This is a genomic window from Roseomonas sp. AR75, assembly GCF_005222815.1.
Classification (GTDB): domain Bacteria; phylum Pseudomonadota; class Alphaproteobacteria; order Acetobacterales; family Acetobacteraceae; genus Falsiroseomonas.
The window spans coordinates 648,986-675,798 of sequence record NZ_STGB01000006.1 but is presented as its reverse complement, the minus strand read 5'-3'; the positions used below and the strand labels follow the sequence as shown (position 1 = coordinate 675,798).

The 26,813-nt window shown below is 70.9% G+C and carries 26 protein-coding genes; 12 read left to right on the top strand and 14 right to left on the bottom strand.

Annotated elements, in window-relative coordinates; genetic code table 11:
- From E4T13_RS27780 to E4T13_RS27765, 4 genes are read right to left on the bottom strand one after another with little or no spacing between them, the layout of a single operon-like run.
- A complete protein-coding gene (locus E4T13_RS27780) occupies positions 1–1,488 on the bottom strand; it encodes a tripartite tricarboxylate transporter permease (RefSeq protein ID WP_137181584.1) in 1,488 nt (495 codons plus the stop codon).
- A gap of 3 nt (positions 1,489–1,491) precedes the next feature.
- Positions 1,492–1,959 carry a tripartite tricarboxylate transporter TctB family protein gene (locus E4T13_RS27775; protein WP_137181583.1) on the bottom strand — a complete coding sequence of 156 codons (468 nt, stop codon included), beginning with the start codon at positions 1,957–1,959 and terminating at the stop codon, positions 1,492–1,494.
- Positions 1,959–2,945, bottom strand: a complete 987-nt coding sequence (locus E4T13_RS27770) for a tripartite tricarboxylate transporter substrate binding protein (RefSeq protein WP_137181582.1) — start codon at positions 2,943–2,945, stop codon at positions 1,959–1,961. Before E4T13_RS27770 ends, E4T13_RS27775 begins: the two co-directional genes overlap by 1 nt.
- On the bottom strand, positions 2,863–3,711 hold the full coding sequence (locus E4T13_RS27765) for an FCD domain-containing protein (protein WP_137181581.1): 849 nt from the start codon (positions 3,709–3,711) through the stop codon (positions 2,863–2,865). Before E4T13_RS27765 ends, E4T13_RS27770 begins: the two co-directional genes overlap by 83 nt.
- Positions 3,712–3,803: 92 nt before the next feature.
- Between E4T13_RS27765 and E4T13_RS27760 the strand changes: the two genes are divergently transcribed.
- Both E4T13_RS27760 and E4T13_RS27755 read left to right on the top strand, forming a co-directional pair.
- A complete protein-coding gene (locus E4T13_RS27760; protein ID WP_137181580.1) occupies positions 3,804–5,018 on the top strand; it encodes a CaiB/BaiF CoA-transferase family protein in 1,215 nt (404 codons plus the stop codon).
- Between the two features lie 13 nt (positions 5,019–5,031).
- Positions 5,032–5,838 carry an enoyl-CoA hydratase gene (locus E4T13_RS27755; protein ID WP_206030321.1) on the top strand — a complete coding sequence of 269 codons (807 nt, stop codon included), beginning with the start codon at positions 5,032–5,034 and terminating at the stop codon, positions 5,836–5,838.
- Here the strand turns inward: E4T13_RS27755 and E4T13_RS27750 are convergent.
- The 5 genes from E4T13_RS27750 to E4T13_RS27730 are packed head-to-tail and all read right to left on the bottom strand — an operon-like array spanning position 5,825 to position 11,082.
- Complete coding sequence (locus tag E4T13_RS27750; RefSeq protein ID WP_170985225.1) at positions 5,825–6,787, bottom strand: ABC transporter ATP-binding protein; 963 nt, start codon at positions 6,785–6,787, stop codon at positions 5,825–5,827. The two genes, E4T13_RS27755 and E4T13_RS27750, sit on opposite strands and share 14 nt — an antisense overlap.
- Positions 6,784–7,737: an ABC transporter ATP-binding protein gene (locus E4T13_RS27745; RefSeq protein ID WP_137181578.1), complete on the bottom strand. Its 954-nt coding sequence runs from the start codon at positions 7,735–7,737 to the stop codon at positions 6,784–6,786. Before E4T13_RS27745 ends, E4T13_RS27750 begins: the two co-directional genes overlap by 4 nt.
- Entirely contained in the window at positions 7,734–8,597 is an 864-nt protein-coding gene (locus tag E4T13_RS27740; RefSeq protein ID WP_137181577.1) for an ABC transporter permease, read from the bottom strand. Before E4T13_RS27740 ends, E4T13_RS27745 begins: the two co-directional genes overlap by 4 nt.
- Entirely contained in the window at positions 8,584–9,534 is a 951-nt protein-coding gene (locus tag E4T13_RS27735) for an ABC transporter permease (RefSeq protein WP_206030320.1), read from the bottom strand. The genes E4T13_RS27740 and E4T13_RS27735 overlap by 14 nt, the downstream gene beginning before the upstream one ends.
- A 6-nt stretch (positions 9,535–9,540) precedes the next feature.
- Positions 9,541–11,082, bottom strand: coding sequence for an ABC transporter substrate-binding protein (locus tag E4T13_RS27730; RefSeq protein WP_137181576.1), 1,542 nt, complete (start codon positions 11,080–11,082; stop codon positions 9,541–9,543).
- A gap of 77 nt (positions 11,083–11,159) precedes the next feature.
- On the opposite strand from E4T13_RS27730, the gene E4T13_RS27725 reads away from it, so the two are divergent.
- From E4T13_RS27725 to E4T13_RS27695, 7 genes are read left to right on the top strand one after another with little or no spacing between them, the layout of a single operon-like run.
- Positions 11,160–12,158 (top strand): succinylglutamate desuccinylase/aspartoacylase family protein, encoded by a 999-nt coding sequence (locus tag E4T13_RS27725; protein WP_137181575.1) that lies wholly within the window; start codon positions 11,160–11,162, stop codon positions 12,156–12,158.
- 35 nt (positions 12,159–12,193) lie between these two features.
- On the top strand, positions 12,194–12,958 hold the full coding sequence (locus tag E4T13_RS27720; RefSeq protein WP_137181574.1) for a class II aldolase/adducin family protein: 765 nt from the start codon (positions 12,194–12,196) through the stop codon (positions 12,956–12,958).
- Positions 12,959–12,966: 8 nt separating this feature from the next.
- The gene (locus tag E4T13_RS27715) at positions 12,967–14,256 is read left to right on the top strand and encodes an alanine racemase (RefSeq protein ID WP_170985292.1); all 1,290 of its coding nucleotides are present in this window, start codon (positions 12,967–12,969) and stop codon (positions 14,254–14,256) included.
- Positions 14,257–14,273: 17 nt separating this feature from the next.
- Positions 14,274–15,254 (top strand): tripartite tricarboxylate transporter substrate binding protein, encoded by a 981-nt coding sequence (locus E4T13_RS27710; RefSeq protein ID WP_137181572.1) that lies wholly within the window; start codon positions 14,274–14,276, stop codon positions 15,252–15,254.
- Positions 15,255–15,256: 2 nt separating this feature from the next.
- On the top strand, positions 15,257–16,513 hold the full coding sequence (locus E4T13_RS27705) for an MmgE/PrpD family protein (protein ID WP_170985291.1): 1,257 nt from the start codon (positions 15,257–15,259) through the stop codon (positions 16,511–16,513).
- Entirely contained in the window at positions 16,510–17,646 is a 1,137-nt protein-coding gene (locus E4T13_RS27700) for an NAD(P)/FAD-dependent oxidoreductase (protein ID WP_137181570.1), read from the top strand. The genes E4T13_RS27705 and E4T13_RS27700 overlap by 4 nt, the downstream gene beginning before the upstream one ends.
- Positions 17,643–18,386, top strand: coding sequence for an arylmalonate decarboxylase (locus E4T13_RS27695; protein ID WP_137181569.1), 744 nt, complete (start codon positions 17,643–17,645; stop codon positions 18,384–18,386). Before E4T13_RS27700 ends, E4T13_RS27695 begins: the two co-directional genes overlap by 4 nt.
- Before the next feature lie 7 nt (positions 18,387–18,393).
- Here the strand turns inward: E4T13_RS27695 and E4T13_RS27690 are convergent, their stop codons facing one another.
- Genes E4T13_RS27690 through E4T13_RS27680 form a run of 3 tightly spaced genes read right to left on the bottom strand, consistent with a single transcriptional unit; the run spans position 18,394 to position 21,525 of the window.
- Entirely contained in the window at positions 18,394–19,569 is a 1,176-nt protein-coding gene (locus E4T13_RS27690; protein ID WP_137181568.1) for a mandelate racemase/muconate lactonizing enzyme family protein, read from the bottom strand.
- A gap of 7 nt (positions 19,570–19,576) precedes the next feature.
- Positions 19,577–20,551 carry a tripartite tricarboxylate transporter substrate binding protein gene (locus E4T13_RS27685; protein WP_137181567.1) on the bottom strand — a complete coding sequence of 325 codons (975 nt, stop codon included), beginning with the start codon at positions 20,549–20,551 and terminating at the stop codon, positions 19,577–19,579.
- Positions 20,552–20,568: 17 nt separating this feature from the next.
- Positions 20,569–21,525, bottom strand: coding sequence for a dihydrodipicolinate synthase family protein (locus E4T13_RS27680; RefSeq protein ID WP_170985290.1), 957 nt, complete (start codon positions 21,523–21,525; stop codon positions 20,569–20,571).
- A 124-nt stretch (positions 21,526–21,649) separates the two neighbouring features.
- Here E4T13_RS27680 and E4T13_RS27675 point away from each other — a divergent pair, with 124 nt between their 5' ends.
- Positions 21,650–22,447, top strand: coding sequence for an IclR family transcriptional regulator (locus tag E4T13_RS27675; protein WP_170985289.1), 798 nt, complete (start codon positions 21,650–21,652; stop codon positions 22,445–22,447).
- Between the two features lie 57 nt (positions 22,448–22,504).
- Here E4T13_RS27675 and E4T13_RS27670 read toward each other — a convergent pair whose 3' ends face one another.
- Together E4T13_RS27670 and E4T13_RS27665 are read right to left on the bottom strand one after the other, a co-directional pair.
- Positions 22,505–22,909: a DUF6481 family protein gene (locus tag E4T13_RS27670; protein WP_137181564.1), complete on the bottom strand. Its 405-nt coding sequence runs from the start codon at positions 22,907–22,909 to the stop codon at positions 22,505–22,507.
- A gap of 96 nt (positions 22,910–23,005) precedes the next feature.
- On the bottom strand, positions 23,006–23,971 hold the full coding sequence (locus tag E4T13_RS27665; RefSeq protein ID WP_137181563.1) for a tripartite tricarboxylate transporter substrate binding protein: 966 nt from the start codon (positions 23,969–23,971) through the stop codon (positions 23,006–23,008).
- Between the two features lie 68 nt (positions 23,972–24,039).
- Between E4T13_RS27665 and E4T13_RS27660 the strand changes: the two genes are divergently transcribed.
- Positions 24,040–25,008, top strand: a complete 969-nt coding sequence (locus tag E4T13_RS27660) for a 2-dehydropantoate 2-reductase (RefSeq protein WP_137181562.1) — start codon at positions 24,040–24,042, stop codon at positions 25,006–25,008.
- 33 nt (positions 25,009–25,041) lie between these two features.
- Positions 25,042–26,652 (top strand): peptide chain release factor 3, encoded by a 1,611-nt coding sequence (locus E4T13_RS27655; RefSeq protein ID WP_137181561.1) that lies wholly within the window; start codon positions 25,042–25,044, stop codon positions 26,650–26,652.
- Positions 26,653–26,813 lie beyond the last annotated feature (161 nt).

Sequence of the window (26,813 nt, the reverse complement as noted above, 5' to 3'; positions counted from 1 at the left end):
TCAGGCGCGTGCGGCCCGCGCCACCCGCAGCAGCCGCGACAGCACCGGCCACAGCAGGCCCGTGGCGGTCACCGCGAACAGCGCGAGCGCGATCGGCCGGCCAAGGAAGCCAGTCAGATCGTCGCCGAAGATGATCAGGCTCTGCTTCAGAGTCTCCTCCACCATGCCGCCGAGCACGAGCCCCATGATCAGCGGCGCGGGGGAGAAGCCGGTGCGGCGGAACAGGAAGCCGACCACGCCGGCGACCAGCATGATCACCACGTCGCCCATCGACTGGTTCGGGCCATAGGCGCCGATGATGGACAGCACGAAGACCGCGGGCCACAGGATCGCCGGCGGGATCAACGAGATCCGCGCGAACAGCTTCGCCATGTAGAGGCCCATCACCAGGTAGAAGATGTTGGCCGCCAGCATGGAGGCGAAGACCGCGTAGAGCAGCGTCGGCTGTTCGTTGAACAGGTGCGGGCCGGGCCGCACGCCCTGCACGATCAGCGCGGCCAGGATGATCGCCGTCGTCGCGCTGCCGGGGATGCCGAGAGCCAGCGTCGGCACCATCGAGCCGCCGACCGCGGCATTGTTCGCCGCCTCCGGCCCGGCCACGCCCTCGATGCTGCCCTTGCCGAATTCATGCTTGTATTTCGACCAGCGCCGCGTCTCGTTGTAGCCGATCAGCGCCGCGGTCGTGGCGCCCAGCGCCGGCAAGGCGCCGATGAAGGTGCCGATGCCGCTGCCGATCCAGATCGAGCGGTTGCACTTCTTGAATTCGGCCCAGCCCGGCACGCGCGCGGCATCCAGATGGATGATCTGCGCCTTGCCGACGCGCCGTGCCGCCTGGTCCAGCATCTCGCCTACGGCGAACAGGCCGATCAGCACTGGCACGAAGCCGATGCCGTCGGACAGTTCGTAGATGCCGAAGCTGAACCGCTCCACGCCCGTGGTCAGGTCCATGCCGACCGTCGCGATCAGCAGGCCGAGCGCCGCGGCGATCAGGTTCTTGATCGGGCTGTCCCCGCCGATCGCCGCGCACATCGAAAGCCCGAACAGCGCGAGCGCGAAATACTCGGGCGGCCCGAAGCTGTAGGCGGCGCGCGCCAGCATCGGCGCGGCGAAGATCAGAACGATGACGGAGACGATGCCGCCGATCGCCGAGGAGACGGCGGACATGCCGAGCGCGAGCCCCGCCTGCCCCTTCTCGGCCATCTTGTAGCCTTCGAGCGCGGTGGCGCTGGCAGAAGGATCGCCCGGCGCGTTCACCATGATGGCGGTGATCGAGCCACCGAAATTGGCCGCGCAGTAGATCGCGCCGAGGAAGCAGATGGCGGGAACCGGACCCATCGCGATCGTCATCGGCAGCAGCAGCGCGATGGTGGTGGAGCCGCTGATGCCCGGCAGCGCGCCGACGAAGATGCCGAGCACGGTGCCGAGCAGCACCATCAGCATCACATAAGGATCGACCAGGATGGCGAGCCCGCCGAGGAAGGCTTCCATCGCTCAGCGCCCCAGCATCGCGCCGAGCCAGCCGGAGGGCAGGGTCAACTGGAAGATGCGCACGAAGACGACCCAGAGCGCCACGGTCAGGCCGATGGCGTTCAGCACCAGGGTGCGCAGCGGAACCTCGCCCCAGATCAGGCCGGTGGCGACGAGGAAGATCGGGATCGCGCCCCAGATGCCCAGTACTTCCATCGCGGGCAGGAACACCAGGCAGGCGCCGAAGATCAGCCAGGCGCCGCGGTCGAGCGGCGGCGCCTCCTCCTCGCTCGGCCTGCTGCCCTGCTTCAGCGCAAGCAGACCCGCCAGCAGGAACAGCAGTACGCAGACCAGGCGCGGAAAGTCCACCGCGCCCAGGCCCGGCAACCCCTCCGGCACCGGATCGAACCAGAAGGTGCCGGCGAAGGCCGCCGCGGCCACCGCCGCCACGGCCGCCGCTATGGCGTGGTTCGGGTTGCGCGCGGCGCGCATCACCCGCGCAGCAGCCCGAGCGCCTGCAGCGCCTCGCGCCCGTCCTTATGGAACTCGGCGAGTTGCGCGGCCCAGGCCTGCCGGCCGGCCACGCTGTCCGGCGCCTGGCCGGTGTTCTGCAGGTAGCTCTTGTAGATCGGGCCGGACATCGCCTCGATCAGCCCCTGCTCCAGCTTGGCCACGCGATCCTCCGGCGTGCCCTTCAGCACGCAGAAGCCGCGCAGCGTGTAGCCCGTGACGTTCATGCCGAGCTCCTTCGCCGTCGGCACGTCGCGGAACGCGTCGAGCCGTGAATCCGCCAGGGAGATCAGCGGCCGCAGCTCGCCGGCGCGCAACTGCGCCTCCGCCTCGCCGGGGTTCACCACCGCCGTGTCGATGTTGCCGCCGACCAGGTTGATCACGATCTCGCCGCCGCCACGGAAGGGCACCAGCGTCGGGCGCTGGATGCCGGCCGCGCGGCCGAAGGCGAAGATGGTCACATGATCCACGCCGCCGACATGCGTGCCGCCGAAGCGCAGCGAGCGCTGCTTGCCCGCCTCCACCAGGTCCTGCGGCGTGCGGAAGGGGCTGTCGCGCCGCACCAGCACGAGCTGCGGGTCGGCGGTGGCGCGCGCCACCGGGATGAGGTCGGCGAATTGCGGCAGGTTGGGGTTGCGCAGCTGCGTCAGCAGATGCGTCTGCGTCACCAGGATGATGGTATGGCCGTCCGCCGGCTTGCTCGCCAGGTATTGCAGCGCCTGCGCGCCGCTGCCGGCGGTGCGGTTCACCACCAGGAATTCCTGTTTGAACACGCCCGGCGCCTGCACCATCATCATGCGCGCGGTGATGTCGGTGCCGCCACCGACGCCGGCATGCGTCACAACCTCGATGGTGCGGGAGGGGAAGGCCTCCTGCGCGGAAAGGCTACGCGGCGCCGCGAGGCCCGCGCCCAGCGCCGCGCCGCCCAGCAGCAGCCCGCGGCGGCGAAGGTGGATCGCCTGCGTCATGTCCGTTCACTCCCTTGGTTGCCGCTGATTGCGGCGTGGTGATGTCGGTGGCCCGGAAGCGGCGCTTGCCTCCGGCGATATGCGCCTCGCCCGCCGCGCGCGCGGCCGCATCGTCGCCTGCGGCGATGGCGCGCAGGATGATGGCGTGCTCGGCGTTGCTCTCGCGCATGTTCTCCGGCTCCACCAGGGCGCGCCGGCGGAACAGGTGCAGCTCGTTGCCGAGCTCCTCGTACAGGCGGCGCGTGCGCGGGCCGGCACCCTGGGCCAGCAGCGCGGCGTGGAATTCCAGGTTGGCGGCGTAGTAGGAAGGCGCCTCGCCCGCCTTGCGCGCCTCGTCCATGCGCTTCACCAAGCCGCGCAGCACCGCGAGCTGCGCCGCCGTCGCGGTCTTGGCCAGGCGCGCGCAGGCAAGCCCGGTGATCGCGGCGCGCAGGTCGTAGATCTCCAGCGCCTCCTCGGCGCTGACCTGGCGCACATAGCTGCCCTGGTTGCGCACCGCGACGACGAGGCCCGAACGCTCCAGCCCGCGCACCGCCTCCCGCACCGGCCCGCGCGAGACGCCAAGGCGCGTGGCCAGGGACTGCTCGTTCAGCCGCTCCCCGGCCGCCAGCGTGCCGGCGAGGATCATGCGCTCCAGTTCCTGCGCGACAAGGGAGGAGAGCGAGCGCGTGCGCACGATGTCGAGCGCGCTGGGCGGGGGCGCTTCCTGCGCGCCGGGACCTTCGCCCGCGCGTCCGGCGCCGCCACGGGTCCGGGTCTCCTCCATGATGCGAGACTGGCCATGGTGATTGTCATCTGTCAACAGTTTGCGCCGAGGATGCCCGGTGTTATGCAGTCGGACCGAAGGAGGATCCGCCGATGCCCGAAGGTCACGTCGCCCCAGGCCACGCCATCCAGGCCTCGACCGCGCTCTCGCGCTTCAAGGTGCTGGACCTGACGCGCGTGCGCTCCGGTCCCACCTGCGTGCGCCAGCTCGCCGACTGGGGTGCGCAGGTCATCAAGATCGAGATGCCGCCCGCACTGGATGAGGGTGATCCCATGGGCGGGCCGCGCACCGGCTCCGACTTCCAGAACCTGCATCGCAACAAGCGGGCGATGACGCTCAACCTGAAGTCGCCCGAAGGCGTCGCGCTGTTCAAGAAGCTTGCCGAGACGGCCGACGTGATCGTCGAGAATTTCCGCCCCGACGTGAAGAAGCGCCTCGGGATCGACTACGAGGCGATCGCGGCGGTGAACCCGCGCATCGTCTACGCCTCGATCTCCGGCTTCGGGCAGGACGGCCCCTATGCTGGCCGCCCGGGCTTCGACCAGATCGCGCAGGGCATGGGTGGGCTGATGTCCATAACGGGCCTGCCTGGGCAGGGCCCGGTGCGCGTCGGCATCCCCATCGCCGACCTCACCGCCGGCATCTTCGCGGCCCAGGGCATCCTGGTCGCGCTGCTGGAGCGGGAGGTGTCCGGCAAGGGCCAATGGGTGCAGTCCTCGCTGCTGCAGGCGCAGATCTTCATGCTGGATTTCCAGGCCAGCCGCTGGCTTATGGAGAGCCAGGTGCCGAAGCAGGCGGGCAACAACCACCCGACCTCGATACCGACCGGCGTATTCAAGACCAGCGACGGCTACATGAACATCGCCGCGACCGGCCAGAAGATCTGGCAGCGCTTCTGCGAGGCGCTGGGCAAGCCCGAATGGCTGAAGGATGAGCGCTACGCCACCGCCGCCGCACGCAGCGCCAACCGCGACGCGCTGAACCCCGAGATCGAGGCGGTGACGCTGACCGACACCATGGCGAACTGGGTGGCGAAGCTGAATGCCGCGGGCGTGCCCTGCGGGCCGATCTACAAGGTGGACGAGATGTTCGCCGATCCGCAGGTGCAGCATCTCGGCGTCGCGCAGCATTGCGCGGCGGATGGGCGCGATGTCGCCTATGTCGGCCAGCCGATCAGCCTTTCCCGCACGCCGTCGAAGGTGGTGAGCCATCCGCCGGCACTCGGCCAGCACACCGACGAGGTGCTCGTCGAGATCGGCCTGGATAAGGCCACCATCGACGACCTGCGCGCGCGCCAGGTGATCTGAGGAGACGCTTGCGATGGACGGGATGATGGTGACGGGCAGCGAGAAGATGCTCGCCCGCAAGGCCGACGGCATCGGCTGGATGATCTTCAACAACCCCGAGCGCCACAACGCCGTCTCGATGGAGATGTGGCAGGCCGCCGAGCGCATCCTGACCGACTTCACCAACGATGATGCGGTGCGCGTGGTGGTGGTGACCGGCGCGGGCGGCCGCGCTTTCGTCTCCGGCGCCGACATCTCGAAGTTCGAGAGCGAGCGCGCGAGCGAGGAGGCGGTGAACGCCTACCAGGTGCAGACCAAGAAGGTCTACGACCTGTTGGCCGACCTGCCGAAGCCGACCATCGCGATGATCCAGGGCCATTGCATCGGCGGCGGCACCGCGCTCGCCGTCACCTGCGATCTGCGCATCTGCGGCCAGACGGCCAGCTTCGGCGTGCCCGCCGCGAAGCTCGGCCTCGGCTACCCCATCGAGGGCATCCGGCGCCTGGTGGACGTGGTCGGCCCGAGCTTCGCGAAGGAGATCTTCTTCACCGCGAAGAAGTGGGGCGCGGAGGATGCGCGCATCATGGGGCTTGTGAACCGCGTGGTGCCGAACGAGGAACTCGAAGCCTTCGTGCTGGACTACGCGAAGACCATCGCCGGCAACGCGCCGCTGACGGTCGGCAGCGTCAAGGTCATCGTGCGGGAAGCGCTGAAGGATCGCGGTGCCGCCGACGAGGCGCTGTGCGACAAGCTGGTGAAGGCCTGCTTCGCGAGCGAGGACTACATCGAGGGCCGTCGCGCCTTCATGGAAAAGCGCCCGCCGCAGTTCAAGGGCCGCTGATCTCTTCCGGGCGCAGCGCGCCCGGGAAATGGCAGGCGACACGCTGGCCGGGGGCAACCTCGGCCAGGTGCGGTTCTTCCGCCGCGCAGCGCGACACCGCCCGGGGGCAGCGCGTGCGGAAGCGGCAGCCGCTCGGCGGATCGGCCGGACTCGGCACCTCGCCCTTCAGCACGATGCGCGTGCGCCGCTCGCCGCCGGGTTCCGCCGCGGCCGAGAGCAGCGCCTGCGTGTAGGGATGCTGTGGCGCGCCGAACAGGCGGTCGCGCGGCGCCTCCTCGACGACGCGGCCGAGATACATCACGGCGACCCGCGGTGCCATGTGCCGCACCGCCGCCAGGTTATGGCTCACGAACAGGCAGGCCAGCCCCAGGCGCGATTGCAATTCGCGGAGCAGGTTCAGCACCTGCGCCTGAATCGAGACATCCAGCGCCGAGGTCGGCTCGTCGCAGACCAGGAAGGCCGGCTCCGTCGCCAGCGCGCGGGCAATCGCGATGCGCTGGCGCTGGCCACCGCTGAACTCGTGCGGATAACGCTCGGCATGCTCCGCCAGCAGCCCCACCGTGGCCAGCAGCTCGGCCACGCGCGCGCGGCGGAAGGCGGCATCGCCGATACCGTGCACGCGCATCGGCTCCGTCACCAGGTCGCGCACGGTCATGCGCGGATTGAGACTGCCGAAGGGGTCCTGGAAGACGATGCCCATGTCGCGGCGCAGGGCGCGCATCGCGCGGTCCGGCAGATGGGTGATGTCCTGGCCGCGGAAGGTCAGGCTGCCGCTGTCCGGTTCGATCAGGCGAATGAGCAGGCGCGCGAGGGTGGACTTGCCGCAGCCGGATTCGCCCACCAACCCGAGCGTGCCGCCGGCTTCGATGGCCACATCCACGCCATCCACAGCCCGCACGCCGCCGCGGAAGACCTTGCCGAGCGCGCGCGCCTCCACCAGCGCGCTCACGCGACGTCCTCCGCGCGGATGCAGGCGGCCTGGGTACCGGTGGGCAGCGCGCGCAGCGGCGGCGGCGCCGCCTCGCAGGCCGGCATCGCGAAGGCGCAACGCGGCGCGAAGCGGCATCCCGCCGGGAAGTCGAAAGGCGCGGGCACCACGCCCGGGATCGCCGGCAGGTCGCCGACCGGGCCTTCCAGGCGCGGAATCGCGGCGAGCAGCGCGCGCGTGTAGGGATGCGCCGGCTGGGCGAAGATCGTCTCGGCCGCGCCCGTCTCCGCGATGCGGCCGGCATACATCACCACGACGCGCTCGCATATGTCGGAGACCACGCCGAGGTCGTGCGTGATCAGCAGCACCGCCATGCCGAGCTCCTGCCTGAGCCCACGCAGAAGGTCGAGGATGCCGGCCTGCACCGTGGCATCCAGCGCGGTGGTCGGCTCGTCCGCGATCAGCAGCTTCGGCCGGCAGGCCAGCGCAATGGCGATCATCGCCCGCTGGCGCATGCCACCGGAAAGCTGGTGCGGATACTCGTCGACGCGACGTTCGGCCGCAGCGATCTCCACGAGCTTCAGCAGCGAGATCGCCTCGGCATGCGCGGCGCGGCGGCTCATGCCGCGATGGCGCCGCAGGACTTCGGAAATCTGGTCGCCGATGGTGAAGACCGGATTCAGCGAGGACATCGGCTCCTGGAAGATCATCGCCACGCTGTCCCCGCGCAGCCGCTGCATCGCGTGTTCCGGCAGCGTCAGCAGATCGTCGCCACCGAACAGGATGCGGCCCGTGGCGCGGCCATGCGTGGGCAGCAGCCCCATGATGGCCAGCGCGGTCATGGACTTGCCGCTGCCGGACTCGCCGACCACGCCGAGCACCTCGCCTTCGGCGATGTCGAAGGACACGTCCTCGAGCACGCGCGTCGGACCGAAGGAGACGGCAAGATCCTGCACGGACAGCAGCGTCATCGGATGGCCGTGCGCAGCCTGGGATCGAGCGCGTCGCGCAGCCCGTCGCCCATCAGGTTCAGCCCCAGCACCACCAGTGCGATCACCACGCCCGGCGTGATGGAGATCCACGGCGCTTCCTGGATGAAGTCACGCCCATCCGCGATCACGCCGCCCAGCGTCGGCGTCGGCGGCGGCGGGCCGACGCCCAGGAAGCTCAGCACCGCTTCGGCCAACACGGCCAGCGCGAAGACATAGGTCTGCTGCACGACCAGCGGCGCCATCGCATTCGGCAGCACATGGCGCAGCAGCACGCGCGCCGGCGAAGCGCCGATGGCGCGCGCGCCTTCCACGAAGGGGAACTCCCGCACCACCAGCACGCCGGCGCGCATCACGCGCGCGGTGCGCGGCACATAGGCGATGGACAGCGCGACGATCACGTTCAGCTCCGATGGGCCGAGCGCCGCGGCCAGGGCGATGGCCAGCAGCACCGCGGGAAAGGCCATCAGCGCATCCATCACACGCATGATCGGTCCATCGGCCCGCGCCCAGAAGCCCGCGACAGCGCCGATGGCGCCGCCGATCACCGCGGTCAGCAGCGCGACGCCAAGCCCGATGCGCAGCGAAACCTGGATGCCGAACAGCGTGCGGGAGAGGATGTCGCGGCCGAAGCGGTCCGTCCCGAACCAGAACAGCTCGGATGGCGGCTGGAAGCGCGTGCGGAAGTTGTTGCGCAGCGGATCATAGGGCGCCAGCCAGGCGGCCAGCAGCCCGCACAGCGCCACCACGCCGAACAGCAGCAGCCCCCAGCGGAAGGAGGGATGCGCCAGCAGCCGCGCCAGCGCGCCGGGCGGGCGTTGCCGCCTTTCAGCGCCGGCCATGGCGGATCCTGGGATCAAGCGCGGCATACAGAAGATCCACCGCGAGATTCACCAACACGAAGATGGTCGCGGTCATCAGAAGCCCGCCCTGGATCACGGGATAGTCGCGCCGCTGGATCGCGCCCACGATCAGTCGCCCTACCCCGGGCAGGCTGAACACGCTCTCAATCACCACGGCGCCGCCGAGCAGCACGCCGCAGGCAATGCCGGCCACCGTCACCACGGGGATCAGCGCGTTGCGCAGCGCGTGCTTGCCCACCACGATCCAGCCGGGCATGCCCTTCGCGCGCGCGGTGCGCACGTAATCCTGGCGCAGCACCTCCAGCATCGAAGCCCGCGTCATGCGCGCGAAGAGGCCCATCTGCGACAGCGCCAGCGTGCCCGCCGGCAGGATCATCGCCTGCGCCCAGCCCAGCGGATCCTCGGTGAAGGGCACGTAGCCGCCGGTCGGCAGCCAGCCCAGCACGACGGCGAAGAGATACACGAAGACGAGGCCGAGCCAGAAATCCGGCAGCGAGAACCCGATCAGCGCCGTGCCCATCGCCGCGCGGTCCGCCGCCTGGCCGGCGCGCACCGCCGCGAGCACGCCGAGCGCGGTGCCGATGACGAGCGCGATCGCCAGCGCGGTGAAGGTCAGCGACAGGGTGACCGGAAGCCGCTCCACGATGGCGGCGCCGACGCCCTGGCGCAGCAGGATGCTCTCGCCAAGGTCGCCTTGCGCGAGCGCCGAATACCAACCGACGATCTGCTCCTGCCAGGGCTTGGTCAGGCCCAGGCGCTCACGCAGGCGCTCCACCTCGTCCGCGGTGGCGGTCGGGCCCGCCATCTCCGCGGCGACGTCGCCCGGGACGATCCAGACGATGCCGAAGGACAGCAGCGAGACGATGAGCAGCACCGGCAGGGCGGTGAGCAGCCGCCCCGCCGCATAGCGCCACACTCGCCGCTAGGAGAGCGTGATCCCCCACATGCGGGGGATGCGATAAGGCTTGTAGTCCCGCACCTGCGCGCGCGTCGCCTGCACGATGCCGACATCGCCGCACTTGATGGCGATGGCCTGGTCGTACATCCGCGCCTGGAAGTCGCTGACCGCCTTCTTGCGGTCGGCCTCGGCCAGGCTGGTGTTGAGCCGCCGCTGGCAATCGTCGATCACCTCGTCGCGCACATGCTGCACCGGGGCGTTGCCGCCGAAGAAGCCGACCACGCCATAGGGTCCCTCATACGGCTCGATGCCGAGCATCAGCGCCCACATGTGCCATCCGGTGCGCTGGTTGCGCTGGCTGAAGGCGGTCGGCCAGTCCGTGATCACGGTGCGGACATTCACGCCAATGGATTTCAGCTGCTCCGCCGCGGTGACGATCGTCGCCTGGTGGTTCGAGAAGCTCGAATCGCCGAGCATGATGATCTCCTCGTTGCGGTAGCCGGATTCCCGCAGCAGGGCGCGCGCACGATCCTTGTTGTTGATGTTGTAGAGCGGCTTGCCCACGTCGCCCGCGAAATAGGTCGTGCCCGGATGCTGCCAGCCATGCAGCATGCGGTAGAGCCCGTCCGTGGAGATCGCCATGACCTCCTCCAGGTCGAGCGCGGCCTGCAACGCGCGGCGGAAGACCGGGTTGTTCATCGGCGCCATGGCGTGGTTCAGCATCAGCGTCTGGAACGACCAGGGCATCATCTCGTGCATCACCAGGGTGCGGTCATTGCGCAGCCGCTGGGCGGCCGGCACGGCGATGGCTTCCAGGATGTGCATCTCGCCGGTCTGCAGCCCGGCTGTCCGCGCGCCGGCCTCCGGCACGAAGCGGATCAGGATGTCCTCGACATTCGCCACCTTGCGGCCGGCGAAGCCGTCCATGCCCTGGTATTTCGTGTTCTGCACGTAGTCGCCGAAGCGCGACAGCTTCACATGGCTGTCCGGGCGGTACTCCACGAAGCGGAAGGGGCCGGTGCCGATCACCTCGATCTTGCTGGCCTCCTTGCCCGTCTCCTCCTCCGGGATGATGGCGCAGGGCGCGCGGGGGGAGGAGATGCCGGCGATGAAGCCGGGGCTCGGGTTCTTCAGCCGCACCACCACGGTCTTCGCATCCGGCGTGTCGATCGCCTCGACCGGCTGCATGATGAAGGCGGATGCGCCCACGCGGCCATAGCGCAGCAGGCTGGCCTTCACGTCGGCGCTGGTCATGCGCTTGCCATTGTGGAAGCGCGCATCGCGCAGCCCGAAGCGATAGGTCAGCCCGTCGGCCGAGATGTCCACGCCTTCGGCCAGGTCGGGCTGCGGGTTGCCAGCCTCGTCGCGGGCGAACAGCGTCTCGTAGACATGCAGATTGATGTTGCGGCTGGCCTGCGCGCTGGTGACCTGCGCGTCGAGGCTCGGCGGCTGCGCCTGCTGCGCCATCACCACAGAGCCGCGCGCACCCTGCGCCAGCGCCGGCTTCGCCAGCGGCAGCAGCGCGGCCGTCCCGGCAGCCAGACCTAGATCACGTCGCGTCAGCATAGCCGTCCCCTCTCCCGTCTTCGCGGGAGGATGCTACCGTCGGGTCACGAGAAACATCAATGCGGAGAAATCGCGGGATGACGAACAGCCCGGTGGTGCCGGAGGTGGACCTCTGGGGCAGTGGTCGGCAGGTCGGCCACCTTCGCGTGCCGCAGTCGCGCGACGATTCCGGCTGGGGCACCATCCAGGTGCCGATCGTCGTCGTCGCGAACGGCACGGGTCCCACGGTGCTGCTGACCGCCGGCAACCATGGCGACGAATACGAGGGCCAGGTCACGCTGCTGGACCTCGCCCGCACGTTGCGGCCGGAGGAGGTGCAGGGCCGCGTCATCCTGCTGCCGGCCATGCACTACCCCGCCTGCGCCGCCGGCAAGCGCCTCTCGCCGCTCGACGGCCGCGACTTCAACCGCTGCTTCCCGGGCGATCCCTTCGGCGGCTTCGCGCTCTCCCTTGCGCATTTCGTGGACAGCGTGCTGCTGCCGATCTGCGACTACCAGATGGACCTGCACAGCGGCGGCACGGGCATGGACATCGTGCCGAGCGCGGTCGGCCACATCCTGGACCATGCGGGGATGCAGGCCCGCACGCTGGCGATGGCGGATGCCTTCGGTGCGCCGGTCACGCTGCTGCTGAAGGAGGTGAATGCTGGCCCGACCCTGCTGGCCGCGGCCGAGAACCGCGGCATCGTCGCGCTCTCTTCCGAGCTTGGCGGGGGCGGGCGCCTCAGCCCGGCGGCGCTGACCATCACGAAGCGCGGCGTGCGCAACGTGCTGCGCCATGCCGGCGTGCTGGAAGGGCTTCCCGAAGTCGGAGAATACGGCCCGTCGCGCCGGATGACCGTGCCGGACCTCGCGCATTACGTCTTCGCCCCGGCCGACGGCATATGGGAGGCTGCGCATCCGCTTGGTCACACCGTCCAGGCCGATGGACCGGCGGGATTGCTGCACCGCATCGAGGATCCCGTCGCGCCGCCCATTGCACTGTCCTACAAGGCAACCGGCCTGCTCTGGTGCGTGCGCCATGTCGGACGGGTGAAGGCGGGCGACCCGGTAGCGGTGATCGCCCGGGATATGTAGGCTCGCCCGAACGGCAACACGAGGAAGGCACAGCCATGGCCGCCATCATCGAGGCCCGCAGCAACAGCGAAGCCGAGGCCCGCGAGTGGGAGTTGCGCTGCGACATGGCGGCGGTGTTCCGCGTCGCCGCGCGCGAAGGCTGGAACGAGCAGATCGGCAACCACAACTCGCTGATGCTGCCAGACGAGAAGGAGCCGCGCTTCCTGATCAATCCGCGCGGCTATCTGTTCCAGGAATTGAAGGCGTCGGACCTCATCGTCTGCGACCTGGATGGCACCGTGCTGCGCGGCGAGGGGGAGCTGCGCAAGGTCGCCTTCCACATCCATGCGCGCATCCACCTGCTGAACCCGAACGCCGCCTGCGTGATCCATGTGCATCCGCGCTGGCTGACTGCGCTGTCCCTGCTGCGGGATGCGGAGATGCACCTGTCGCACCACAACAACCTCGCGTTGAACGACCGCATCGTCTACGACCATGAGGGCGATGAGCCGGTGCACCACAATGAGGAAGGCGACCGCATCGCGCGCTGCCTCGGCGATAAGTCCACCATGGTGATGCGCGGCCATGGCGTCACGGTGGTCGGCCCGACCGTCGCCGATGCCTTCGACGAATGCTTCATCGCGGAGCGCACCGCGATGTACCAGATGACCGCGATGTCCACGGGCCAGGCGATGCACCACCTGCCGGAACGCCTGCGCCGCCGCTACAACGGGCCCTGGGGCGACCGCTACGATGCGCGGCTGCACCTCAACGCCTGGCGCCGCATCCTCGACAAGGAAGAGCCGGACTACAAGCAGTGATGGACGGCATGTCGGTCGGCGATCCGCTCGCCCCGCGCGACGAGGCGATCGCGGGCTTCCGGCTCGGCGGCACGGTCAAGGGCGTGAAGCCCGGCGCCTCGCTGCGGCTCGATGAGATCGGCGCGCAGGGCTGGGCGCTGCCGGAGATGCCGCTCCCGCTCGCCGTGCTGCGCGTGGACCGCATGCGCCGCAACGCGCGCTGGATGGCGGATTTCGCGCGGCGCAACGGCCTCTCGCTCTGCCCGCATGGCAAGACGACGATGGCGCCGCAGATCTGGGCGATGCAGATCGCGGAAGGCGCCTGGGGCATCACCGTCGCCACCATGCACCAGTTGCAGGTTGCACGGCGCTTCGGCATGAAGCGCGTGATCTGGGCGAACCAGCCGGTCGGCCGCATCGCCGTGGACGCCGCCTTCGCCGCCATCGCCGATCCCGAGTTCGACCTGTACGTCCTGGCCGACAGCCTCGCGGTGGTGGAGGGCCTCACCATCGGCGCTGCGCGCGCGGGCCACGACAGGCCGCTCAACGTGCTGCTGGAAGTCGGCGCAATGGGCGGGCGCACCGGTGCACGCGACACGAAGACCGCTCTGGAGGTCGCGCGCGCCATCGCCGCGGCACCGGGCCTCCGCCTCGCCGGCGTGGAAGCCTTCGAGGGCCTGCTGGCCGAGACCGCCGAGGTCGATGCCTTCCTCCGCACGCTGGACGACACCGCACGCACCTGCGCGGCGCAGAACCTGTTCGGCAATGCGGAGATCCTGCTGACCGCCGGCGGCTCCGCCTTCTTCGACCGCATCGGCCCGCGCCTCGCCGAAGCCGGCGATCTCGGCCTGCCGGTGCGGCGCGTGCTGCGCAGCGGCTGCTATGTCACGCATGACAGCCTCGGCTACGAGCAGTCCTACAAGCGCATGCGCAGGGAAAGCCTCGGTCTGGACTGGCCAGTCGGCGACCTGCAGGCGGCGATGGAGGTCTGGGCGCATGTGCAATCCGTGCCGGAGCCCGGCCGCGCCATCATCACCTGCGGCAAGCGCGACATCGGCTTCGACACGGGCTGGCCCGTGCCGCTGCGCCTAATCCGCGCCGGCGAGACGAAATCCATGCCCTTCGGCGCCTTCCACAAGGTCACGGGCATGAACGACCAGCATGGCTACCTGATCGGCCCGGCCGACGGGCTGCTGCGCGTCGCCGACATCGTCGTGCTCGGCGTCGCGCATCCCTGCACCACCTTCGACAAGTGGCAGGCGATCCCGCTGGTGGACGAGGAGTTCCGCATCACCGGCGCGATCCGCACCTTCTTCTGACAACAAGAGGCATCAGCATGACCCTTCGCTTTGGCCGGCGCGCTGCGCTGACGCTCCTCGCAATGCCGGCGATCGCGCAGGCGCAGTCTGCCTGGACGCCCGGCCGGCCGATGCGCCTTGTGGTGCCCTTTGCGCCCGGCGGCCTGACGGACATCCTGGCCCGCGCCTGCGCCGAGCAGCTCCAGGCGCGCATCGGCCAGACGGTGGTGGTGGAGAACCGCGGCGGCGCCGGCGGCAACCTCGCGGCCGAACTCGTCGCGCGCGCGACGCCGGATGGCAGCACGGTGCTGGTCGCGACGCAGGGCATCATCGCCATCAACAAGGCGCTCTATGCGCGGCTGCCCTATGACCCGGATGCGGATTTCACGCCGATCGGCATGCTCGGCCAGCAGCCGAACCTGCTGGTGGTCTCGCCGAAGGCGGCGCCGGACGTGACGAATGTCACGCAGCTCATCGCCAAGGCGAAGGCGACGACGGGCGGGCTGAACTACGGATCGAACGGCGTCGGCAGCTTCACGCATCTCTCGATGGAGCTTTTCCGCAGCATGGCCGGCATCGAGATGACGCATGTGCCCTATCGCGGCAGCGCACCGCTGCTGACCGACATGATCGCCGGCACAATCCCCGTCGCCTTCGATGGCCTCGCCACCTCCGCGCCGCAGGTCGGCCAGGGCGGACCGCTGCGCGCCATCGCGGTCAGTTCCGGCCAGCGCTTCCGCGCGATGCCCGAAGTGCCCGCCGTGGCCGAGACGCTGCCGGGCTTCGATGCCAGCCCCTGGTATGGCCTGTTCATCCAGTCCGCGCTGCCGGAGCCGATCCAGGCCGGGCTGGAAGCGGCCTTCAAGGCCGTGCTGGAAAGCCCGGACTGGGCGGCCGTGCTGCAGCAGCGCCGCGCCGACGCGATGCCCCAGGGCCGCGCCGCGCTGGTGCCGCTGATGGCGCGGGAGCGCCAGGTGTGGCGCGAGGCCGTGCAGCGTTCCGGCGCGCGCGCGGACTGATCTTGCAGGAGACCATCGCCTGGGCGGTGCCGGGGCCGGCTGCCGGCAGCGCGGCGGCGCGGAAGGCGCGGCTGCTGCTGCTGGACAGCCTCGGCTGCGCGCTGGCGGGGCTGCGGCATCCGCGCGTCGCAGGCTTTGCGCGCGCGCTCGAATACGCTTTCCCCGGCGATGTCGCCCTGGCGGGCGCGCGCCTGGCCCCGGGCGCGGCCGCGGCGGTGCTTTCCACCGCCACCTGCTGGGACGAGGCGAATGAGGGCCTGGCGATCGCGCATGGCAGGCCCGCCTTGCCGGTGGCGCCGCTTGCGCTGGTCGCGCGCGCGCGCGGCGCCTCGGCGCAGGACAGCCTCGCCGCCTTCGCGCTGGGCTACGAGGTTGCGGCGCGCGCCGGCGAGGCGTGGCGCATCAGGCCGGGCATGCATGTGGACGGCTCCTGGCACAGCCTGGGCGCCGCCGCCTGCGCCGCGCGGCTGATGGGGCTGGACGCGGCCGGCATCGCGCGCGCGGTGCGGCTGGTGGCCTGCCAGGTGCCCTTCTCGCTCTATGCGCCGATCGCGGCGGGGATGGACGGGCGCAACGCCTATCCCGCGCATGCCGCGCTGCTCGGCAGCATGGCGGCGGCGGCAGCAATCGCAGGGATGGATGCGCCGGAAGATGGCTTCGCGCAGGCGCGGAAGATCGCACTCGGCCATGCAGGCATGGCCGTCGTCACCCCGCCCGGCGCCTGGCTGCTCGAACACGCCTACCTGAAACCCTTCGCTGGCGTGCGCCACGCGCATTACGGCGCTGCCGCCGCGATCGCGCTGCGCGACCGCGTGCCCGCCACGCCGCGGCGGATCACGCTGTCGACCTATGCCGAGGCGCTGCGCTATGCCGGCAACCGCGCGCCGCGCGCCGCCATCTCCGCGCAGTTCAGCCTGAGCTGGGCCGTCGCCGCCGCGCTGGTGCAGGGCGATCTCGGCCCTGCCGCCTACACCGAGGAAGCCCTCGCCGATCCGCAGCTTCGCGCCCTGGAAGCGATGGTCGAGCTGGTCGAGGACAGCGCGCTCACCGCCGCCGGCAAGCGCGGCGCGACGCTCGCCGTGGATGGCGTCCGCGAAGCCGTCACCGGCGTCACGGGCGATCCCGATCGCCCAATGACAGAGCCGGAAGCCTGCGAGAAATTCGCGCGCTTCGCCGGCCCGACGCTGGGCGATGCCGGCGTCGCGCGCGCCCTCGCCGCGGTGCTGGATGACGCACCCGCGGAAGGGCTCTTCGGATGACGGATATCCTGATAGCCGGCGCGGGCCCTGTCGGCCTGGCGCTCGCGCTGGCGCTGCAACGGCGGGGCATCGCGGTGCAGGTGCTGGAGAAGCGCGAGGGCCTGTCCACGGCGTCGCGCGCCTCCACCTTCCATCCGCCGACGCTCGAGGCGCTGGACGAGCTCGGCGTCTTTGCTGCGCTGCGCCCGGGCGGCGTGCAGGTGGACCGCATCCTCTGGCGTCGCGTGGACAGCGGCGCGGTGGCAACGCTCGACCTCGGCATCCTGGCGGAGGAGTCGCGCTTTCCCTTCCGCTGGCATCGGGAACAGCATTACCTCACGCCCGCGCTGTTGGCTGCGCTGCCTGCCAATAGCGTGCGCTTCGACGCCGGCGTCGCGGCACTCACGCAGGATGATGGCGGCGTCACGGTCACCTGCGAGGATGGCTCGTCGCACCGCGCGCGCTACCTCATCGGCTGCGATGGTTCCTCCGGCGCGGTGCGCGGCCTGGCCGGAATCGCGGCGGAGACCAACGACTACGCGCATCGCGTTCTGCGGCTGCTGACGCCGCTCGACCTGCGCGCGCATGTGCCGGCGCTGGATGGTCTCGGCTATCTCTACGACGCGGAGGGCTCCTGCTCGCTGCTGCGCATGCCGGAGGTCTGGCGGGTGATCCTGCGCATGCCGCCGGACATGACCGACCTGGACGCGCTCTCGGATGTCTACGCCCGCGCGCAGCTTGGGCGGTTCCTGCCGCAGGTCGCGGAGATGCCAATCACGGGGCGCGACGTGTATGGCGTGCGCAAGGCCATGGCGGTGACCTATCGCGCCGGTCGCGTGCTTCTGGCGGGCGATGCGGCGCATCTGACGAACACGCGCGGCGGCATGAACATGAATGCCGGCGTCCACGATGCGATGACCCTGGCCGCCACGCTGCGGCGCGTGCTCGACGGGCACGGCGATGCGCTGCTGGATGCATGGGCCGCGGCGCGTCTGCGCACGGTGCGGGAGGCGCTGCTGCCGCGCACGGATGCGCGCGTCGCCGCCGATCCGGCCGGCGAAGTGGCGCGCATGGCGGCGCTCGCACCCGATCAGGCGCGCGCCTGGGCGCGGGAGGCAAGCATGCTCGATATCGCGAAGGCCGGCGCGCCATGACCCATCCGCCCCGCCGCTGGCACCCCACGCATCGCGTCGGCCTGCTCTCGCCCTCCGCCAACCCGGCGGTCGAGCCTGAGACCCGGCACCTTCTGCCGCACCAGGCAGCACTGCATGTCGCGCGGCTGCCGGTGATGCCGAACACCACGCTGGAACAGCGGAACGCCGTCTATCTCGGTCATGTGGAAGCCGCGCTCGGTGCCTTCGGCGCGCTGCCGCTCGATGCGGTGCTGGTCGGCATCACCGGCCCCAGTTATGCCTTGCCGCCGCAGGACGACGCGGCCCTGCAGGATCGGCTTTCGGCCGATGCCGGCAGGCCGGTGATCCTCGCCGCCCGCGCCATCGCGGCGGCGCTCTCGGCGCTGGGGCGCCGGCGCCTGCTGCTGTTCTCGCCCTACCCGGGCTGGCTGACGGAGCGCGCGGAGCGCTACTGGGCCGCAGCCGGGCTCGACCTGGTGGAGTCGTTCAAGGTCTCCGACAGCTTCCGCGCCTATGACCTGACGCCGGAGGAGGTCGCCGACGGCCTTGCGAAGCTGGCGCCGCCCACGGATTGCGCCGTGCTGATCTCCGGCACCGGCGCGGCGACGCTGGACGCCATGGAATGGATGCAGGCACGGCTCGGCGTGCCGCTGCTGTCGTCCAACCTGGCGATGGCCTTCGCCGCCTGCCGCGCGCTCGGCCTGCCGGCGAGCGAGGCGATGCGGGCATGCTGCCCGCCGCTCGCCGCCTTGCTGCGCTGAAGGTGACTCAGGCCGGGTGATGCTGGCGCGCGTAGCGCCAGACCTCCTCGCTCGGCGCGACGCCCAGCCCCGGGCCGGACGGCAGGCGATAGGCGCCGTCGGCGCAGGCCATGTCGCCGGTCACGAAGCGCAGGTTCCGGTCGAAGATCGAGTGCTGGTATTCGTGCCCGTCGCAATTCTGCAGCGCGACGGAGGCCTGCAGGCTTGCCGCCTGGAAGATGCCGATGCCGATGGAGGCATGCGGGATCACCCGGCAGTGGAAGGCTTCCGCCATGCGGCCGATCTTCATGAACTCCGTCACGCCGGTATGCGCCATCTCCGGCTGGATGATGTCCATGCAGCGGCCGATCAGGCGCGGGCGGTATTCGAAGGCGGTGCGCCATTCCTCGCCCAGCGCGACGGAGGTGCGCGCCTTGGCCGCGACCTCGCGCTGGCCCTCGATATCCTCGGGCGCGACCGGCGCCTCCGCGAACCACAGGTCGTGCGCGTGCATGCGGTCGATCAGCCGCGTGGCAGCCAGGGCGGTGTGCTTCCAGTGCATGTCGCAGGCGATGCGCATGCCGGGACCCAGCGCGCGGCGCAGCGCCGCCATCTCCGCCTCCTCGCCTTCCTCCGCGACCGCGGCGGCGAACTTCACCGCGTCAAAGCCCTTCGCCTGCCAGTCGCGGGCGAGATCCACGCGGGCGGCCAGCGTCTCCCGCGGGAGGCCCGAGACATAGGCCGGCAGCGACGCGTGACGCTGCCCGCCGAGCAGCCGGCAGAGCGGCAGCCCTGCCAGCCGCGCCGCCGCATCCCACACCGCGATGTCGAGGCCCGCCAGCGCGTCCACGAAATAGCCGCTGACGAAGCCGCGCACGCGCATCGTGTCGTACAGGTCCTCGTGCAGCGGGATCGGATCGCGCGCGTCGCGCCCGATGCAGAGCGGGCCGAGCAGGTCGGTCACGATCTCCGCCACCGCGCCGGGCGCGACGATGGCGTAGCTCTCGCCCCAGCCGACGCAGCCGCATGCCGTCGTGACCTTCACCAGCACCGAGGTGTCGGTGGCGGGATAGGCGCTGCGGTTGCCACGGCGGATGAAGTAGCCGCGCGTGTTGATCGTCTCGCCCGCACGCAGCGGCCCCAGATAGGGAACGTCGCGCGGCACGACCACGATAAAGGCCTCGACCGAGGCGATGGCGGGCATGACGCGCTCAGCCCGGGGTGATGCCGGTGCGCGCGATGAGGGCGCGGAAGCGATCCCGGTCCTCGATCATCAGCGCGCGGAACTGTTCCGGCGTGTCGGGCGCGGCGACGCCCCCGAAGCCGGCGAAGCGCCGCACCACCGCGGGGTCGCGCAGATAGGCCACGATCTCCGTGTTCAGCCGCGTCACGATCGGCGCCGGCATCCCTGCCGGCCCCATGATGCCGTGCCAGGGATTGAGCTGCACCGCGGGCAGCACGGAGGCGATGGTCGGCAGCTCCGGCGCGAAGGGCAGCCGCTCGGCGGTGGGCACGGCGATGGCCCGCAGCCGGCCCGCCTGCACATGCGGCCAGGCCGTGGCGAAGCTGTCCACAGCCAGGTCCACCTGCCCGGCCACCATCGCGGTGATCATGTCGGAGGAGCCGCGGAAGGGCACATGCGTCATGCGCGTCCCGGTCTCCAGCATCAGCATCTCCATCGCCAGGTGCAGGCTGGTGCCGACGCCGGAGGAGCCGAAGTTGAGCCGGTCCGGATTGGCGCGGAGAAAGGCGATGAATTCCGCGAGGTCCCGCACGGGAACCTTCTGCGGATTGACCACCAGAACGCTCGGCGTGCGCGCCACCAGGCAGATCGGCGTGAAGTCGGCCACCGCGTCATAAGGCAGGCGGTCGCGCATCATGGCGGGCAGGATCGCGTTCGCGGCGATGTTGCCCATGCCCAGCGTGTAGCCATCCGGCGCGGCGCGCGCGACCGCCTCCATCCCGATCGCGCCGCCGGCGCCCGACCGGTTCTCGACCGCCACCGGCCGGCCGAGCCGCTGCTGCAGCGCCTCCGCCACCAGGCGCGCCATGGTGTCCGAGATGCCGCCCGGCGAAAGCGGCACGATGATGCGCAGGCCGCGCTCCGGCCAGGCGGGTTGCGCCATGGCCGCCGGCGCGGCGAGTGCGGCGGCGCCGGCCAGCAGGCCGCGACGTGTGGTGGTCATCGGTGTTCCTCCCTTCGTCAGGCGTCCAACCCCGCGCAGCGGCGCAGCGCGGGGGAAAGCGGGTGCCCTGGCTCGACGTGCAGCGGGCCCAGCAGCGCCGCGAAGCGCGCGAGCTCCTCCATGCCGAAGGGCGTGACAGAAGCTTCTGGCATGCGCGGATGCACGGCGGGCCAGCCCATGCGCGCGGCCATCAGCCGCTTGCCATAGGCAATCAGCAGCGGCAGGGCGCGCGACATGAAGACCACCACGGGCAGGATGGCGCGGTGCAGCGCCTCGGCCTTCTCCGTCTCGCCGGCAGCCCAGTGCGTCCAGATCGCGACCTGTGCGTCGACCAGCTCGGGCGCGGGGATCAGCCCCTGGCAGCCGCTGCGCAGGTTGGTCGGCCACTCGATCCCGCCATGGCCGGCGAAGACGTCGCAGGTCCTCGATGCCTCGCGCGCGAAGGCGCCGACCGACACGGCCGGGCCCTCGGCCTTCATGAAACGGATGTTCGGGTGGTTCCGGTGCAACGCCAGCAGCGCGTCGTTGGAGACCGAAACCTCCATGTTGAGCGGGTTGTTCTGCACGCCGACCGGCAGCGGAGAGCGGTCCGCCACCGCGCCCAGGAATCGCAGCACCTCTCGTTCAGGGACCCCTTTCGACGGCGGCGGCTGCAGCACCACCCAGTCGGCACCGCGCCGCTTCGCCTCGGCGATGAAGTCGAGCTGGCCGTGCACGCTGGCCTCGGCGACGGTCGCCATCAGCGGCACGCGGCCGGCGATCCGTGCGGCGGCCCAGCCCACGAGGTCGAGGCGTTCGTCCGGCGACAGCCGGAACACCTCGGTCACCAGGCCGAGCAGCGCGATGCCGTGGCAACCGGCGGCAAGGCTGACATCCACCTGGCGGTCCAGCGCGGCACGGTCGAGCCGGCCGTCCGGGCCGTAGAAGGCATAGAGGATGGGATGCACGCCCGACAGGCGCGGCAATGGGGTCACGCGGCGATCCTCCCCGGCAAGGCCGGAAGTTTCATTGATCGAAACTTAGTTCCGTTCTATGTGATCTTGCCGCGCGCCGCCTCGGCGCGTCAAGCAGCACCCGCATCCCCTCATGGCCGGAGCCATGCCCAGAGACCGCGCGCCCCCAATCCCGACGCCGCCCCGCAGCGTCTTCGCCCGCCATGTCGACGTGCTCGCCGCGATCGCGCAGGCCGAGGCGCCGTGCCGCTTCACCGACCTCGCCGCGGCCACGGGTCATTCCAAGGCGACGCTGCACCGCATCCTGGCGGCTCTGCAGGAGGAGGGGCTCGCCCGGCCGGACCCGCGCGGCGGCTGGCGGCTCGGGCTGCGCCTGATCGCGCTGGCGAACCAGGCCTGGGCCGGACTCGACCTGCGCGCCGCCGCCGAGGAGGAGATGGAAGGCCTGCGCGACCGGACCGGAGAGACGGTGCGCCTGGCCGTGCTGGACGGCGACGAGATGCTGTACCTGGCGCAGGTGGACAGCCGCGATCCCGTGAGTTTCCGGTTGCGGGTGGGCGCGCGCGGCCCGGCCTATTGCAGCGGCACGGGCAAGGCGGTGCTGGCCTTCCTGCCGGCGGAGCACCGCGCCGCGCTGCTCGGTCGCATCCGGCTTGTCCGGCACACACCGAACACCCTGGTCACGCGCGCGGCGCTGGAGGCGGCGCTCGATGCAGCACGCGATGACGGCTTCGCGCTGGACGATGGCGAGCAGGCGGCGGAGGTACGGAGCCTCGGCGCGCCGATCCTGGACCGGCATGGCCGGCCGCATGGCGCCATCAGCCTGACGGTGCCGGCGTTCCGGCTCAGCCGCGAGGCGCTGCTGGCGCTGGCACCCGCCGTGCGGGCCTCGGCAGCGCGCATTGCCGCGAGACTTCCGCCGACGCTGACGGCGGGGTCATGACGGACGTGAAAACAGGCTACTGGGATCGCGGCGCCGGGCGGCGCCGCAACGGCAGCGTCAGCGCTGGCGCGCCTTGCGGGCGTCCTGCATCGCCTTGTGGGCCGCAGCCAGGGTGACGGCGCGGTTGCGCTGGTCCGCGGCGCGGCGGGCGGCGGCGTTCGCGGCCTCGATCTCGGCGGCGCGGCGACGGGCGAGTTCTTCCTGCGCCTTCCGCTCGGCCTCGCGCTTCGCGGCCTGGCGGGCCGCCTCGGCCGCCTGCTTCTCGGCCAGCCTGGCGGCACGCTTCTCCGCCTCGCGCGCCGCGCGCGCCTCGGCCACGGCCTTCTGCTCGGCCATGCGCTTCTGCACCTCGGGGTCGTCGAGGCGGGCCTTCATCGCGGAGAACTTCTCGGCGGCGGCCTTGCGGGCCTCCTCCGCAGCGTTCTTGCGCTCGTTGAAATCGAAGAGCTTCTTCGTCTGCATCGCGGCCCATGTAGCCTTTGGCAAGGCGAAGGTGAAGGGGTCATGGGGTGCGAAGCGCGCAACCCACCCCCCTCATCAGTTCGTGAGTCGGCCGGCTCAGTTCGTCAGCGTCACCCCGGATTCCTTCACCAGCGCCGCCCAGCGCACGACCTCGGCTTGGTGAAACGGACCGAATTCCGCCGGCGTCATCGTCGCGATCCGGAAGCCCGCGGCTTCCAGCCGGCCGCGCAGTACGGGGTCCGACAACGCCGCGACCGTCGCCTCATGGACCTTTTCCAGGATCGGCGCCGGAGTACCGAGCGGCGCGAAAAGGCCGAACCAGGCATCGCCGGAGACATAGTCGTAGCCGAGCTCCTTGAGCGTCGGCACATCCGGCAGGTCCGGGAAGCGCGTTGCGCCGCCGACGCCCAACGCACGGATACGGCCCCCCGAGGCCAGTCCGGAGACGCTCGCCCAGGTCGCCATCATGAAATCCACGGTTCCCGCCGCCAGGTCCTGCGCGGCCGGCCCGGCGCCGCGATAGGGCACATGCGTCACGTTCATGCCGTTCCGCCGCGCGAAGGTCTCGCTCATCAGATGCGCCGAGGAACCGGCGGAGGGCGAGGCATAGGACAGCCCCCTGCCCGGCTGCCGCCCCAGCGCCACAAGCTCCGCCACCGTCTTCGCGGGGGAGGACGCCGGCACCACCAGCGCATGCGGGGCGCGCGCGACCAGCGTGATGGCGGCGAAGCCCGCAGGGTCGTAGGGCAGGTTCGTCATCAGCGCGCCGTTCGTCGCCTGGGTCTGGTTGTTGCCGAGCACCAGCGTGTAGCCGTCAGGCGCGGCCCGGAACGCCTCCTGCGTGCCGATCACGCCGCCGCCGCCGCCCTTGTTGTCCACCACCACCTGCTGGCCCCAGCCTTCCTGCCACTTCGCCGCCAGCGCCCGGGCCAGCACATCCGTGGTGCCGCCGGGCGGGAAGGGCACGATCAGCCGCACCGTCCGCTGCGGCCAGGGCGCCGGCTGCGCGAAGGCTGGGCTGGCCAGCAGGGGCAGGGCGAGCAGGGCGCGGCGCGCGATCATCCAGGGTCCTCCGGTTCGGTGCCTGGCATTGTTGCCGCACCGCGTCCCTTCGGGCAGAGGGATTCGGCATGAAGGTCACGGTTCTCGGCATCGGCGCGATCGGCGGCTGGCTGGCTGCGGGCTTTGCGGCCGGCGGGGCGGAGGTTTCGGCGCTCGCCCGCGGCGCCACGCTCGCGGCGCTCCGGCGGGACGGCCTGGTCCTGCGCGACGGCGCCGCCGAGCAGCGCCACCCCATCCGCGCCGCGGAGAGCCCGGACGCCCTCCCGCTTCCGGACCTGCTGGTGCTGGGGATCAAGGGCCAGGACCTGCCGGGCGCTCTGCCGTTGATCCAGGCCGCGATGGGGCCGCAGACGCGCGTGCTCTCGGCCCAGAACGGCGTGCCCTGGTTCTTCCTCCAGGGCTTCGGCGGCAGGCTGCAGGGCCAGGCGCTGGACAGCGTTGACCCCGGAGGGGCGCTCGCGGCCGCCATCCCACCCGGGCGCATCCTGGCCGCGGTGGTGCATGCCGCCGCCAGCGTGGCGGCGCCCGGGGTGATCCGCCTGGCGAAGGCCGACCGCCTGCCGATCGGCGACATGGGCACCGGCAATGCCGCCCTGCTGGACGCAACGGTCGCCACGCTCCGCGCCGGCGGCATCCCGGCCGAGCCCACCGTCGCCCTGCGCCAGGAGATCTGGCGCAAGCTCTGGGGCAATTCGAACATGAACCCGCTCAGCGCCCTCTGCCGCGCGACGCTCTCCGACATGCTGGACGAGCCCGGCGTCCGCGGCCTGGCGGAGGCGATGATGGCGGAGATGGACACGCTCGGGCAGGCGATCGGCCTGGCGCCGCTCGGCTCCATCGCGGAGCGCATGGCCGTCACCCGCCGCATCGGCGCCTTCCGCACCTCCATGCTGCAGGACCTGGAGGCCGGGCGGCGGCTGGAACTCGGCCCGATCATCGGCGCCCTGGTCGAGATGGCGGAGCGGCTGGACCACCCCGCCCCGGTGATGCGCGGGGTGCATGGGCTGGTGCGGTTATTGGAACGCTCCCGGGGCTGATACGGCGGGCCGCGAAACGCTATATGCCCGGCCATGAGCGAAACCCTGGCCGTTGACGCGGTCGCGCGGGAAGCCGCGCGGCGGCGCACCTTCGCGATCATCGCCCACCCCGACGCGGGCAAGACCACGCTGACCGAGAAGCTGCTGCTGAAGGGCGGCGCGATACAGCTTGCCGGCGCGGTGCGCGCCAAGGGCAATGCGCGACGCACGCGGTCGGACTGGATGAAGATCGAGCAGGACCGCGGCATCTCCGTCGCGACCAGCGTCATGACCTTCGAGCGTGCGGGCGTGGTGTTCAACCTGCTCGACACGCCGGGCCACGAGGATTTCTCCGAGGACACCTACCGCACGCTGACGGCGGTGGACGCCGCGGTGATGGTGCTCGACGCCGCCAAGGGCATCGAGAGCCAGACCCGCAAGCTGTTCGAGGTGTGCCGCCTGCGCGACATCCCGATCGTCACCTTCGTCAACAAGATGGACCGCGAGGCACGCGATCCCTTCGAGCTGATCGACGAGATCGAGAAGACGCTCGCGCTCGATGCCGCCCCGGTCGCCTGGCCGGTCGGCCGCGCCAGCGAGTTCTGGGGCACCTACGACATCCTGGCCAAGCGCCTGATGCCGGTGGACGCGACCGAGGACGAAGGTATTTCGGTCAGCGGCTACGACGACCCGAAGATCGCGGAGCTGGTCGGCGCCGAGCGCGCCACGGCGCTCGAGGAGGAGGTGCTGCTGGCCGAGGCCGGCCTGAAGCCCTTCGACCTCGAAGCCTTCCGCGAGGGCACGCTGACGCCTGTGTTCTTCGGCAGCGCGCTGCGCGACTTCGGCGTGGGCCACCTGCTGGAAGGCCTCTCGCGCTTCGCCCCCCCGCCCGGCATGCGCCCGGCCGACCCGCGCAACGTGGAGCCGGAGGAGCCGCGCCTGACCGGCTTCGTCTTCAAGGTCCAGGCCAACATGGACCCCAACCACCGCGACCGCGTCGCCTTCGTGCGGCTGTGCAGCGGGCGGCTGACCAAGGGCATGCGCCTGCGCCAGGTGCGCACCGGCAAGCAGGTGCCGGTGAACGCGCCGCTGTTCTTCTTCGCCAAGGAACGCCAGGTGGCCGAGGAGGCCTGGCCGGGCGACGTGGTGGGCATCGCCAACCACGGCACGCTGCGCATCGGCGACACGCTGACCGAGGGCGAGGAGGTCAATTTCAAGGGTGTTCCGTCATTTGCACCCGAGATCCTTCGACATGTGCGGCTGGAGGACCCGATGCTGGCGAAGAAGCTGCGCACCGCGCTCGACCAGTTGGCCGAGGAAGGCGTGGTGCAGATTTTTCGTCCGTTGGACGGCAGCCCGCCGGTGGTGGGCGTAGTGGGGCAGCTTCAGCTTGACGTGCTGCAATCGCGGCTGAAGGTCGAATACGGCGTGCCGGCGGGCTTCGACGCCACGCGCTGGCAGGTGCTGCGCTGGATCACCGGCGACCGCGGCGAGATCGATCGCTGGGCCGCAACCAACCGCAGCGACACGGCGGAGGACCATGACGGCGAGTATGTTGCGCTGTTCAGCTCCGACTGGCGGCGCAAGCGGGCGGAAGAGGATTTTCCGGCGCTGAAGTTCCACGCGGTGCGGGAGCAGCATGGCGTGGTGCAGATGGCGCGGTGATGGCCCGCCCCCTGCCCGCTGTCGCCGCGCTGCTTGCTGGGGCAGTTCTCTTGTCCGCGTGCTCGCGCGATTCAGTTCGGCTCGTTCGATCGGAGACTGGAGCCGCCGTGACCTGCACGACCGAGTTCTACTTCATATTGCCTTCCATGCGCGACGCAGTG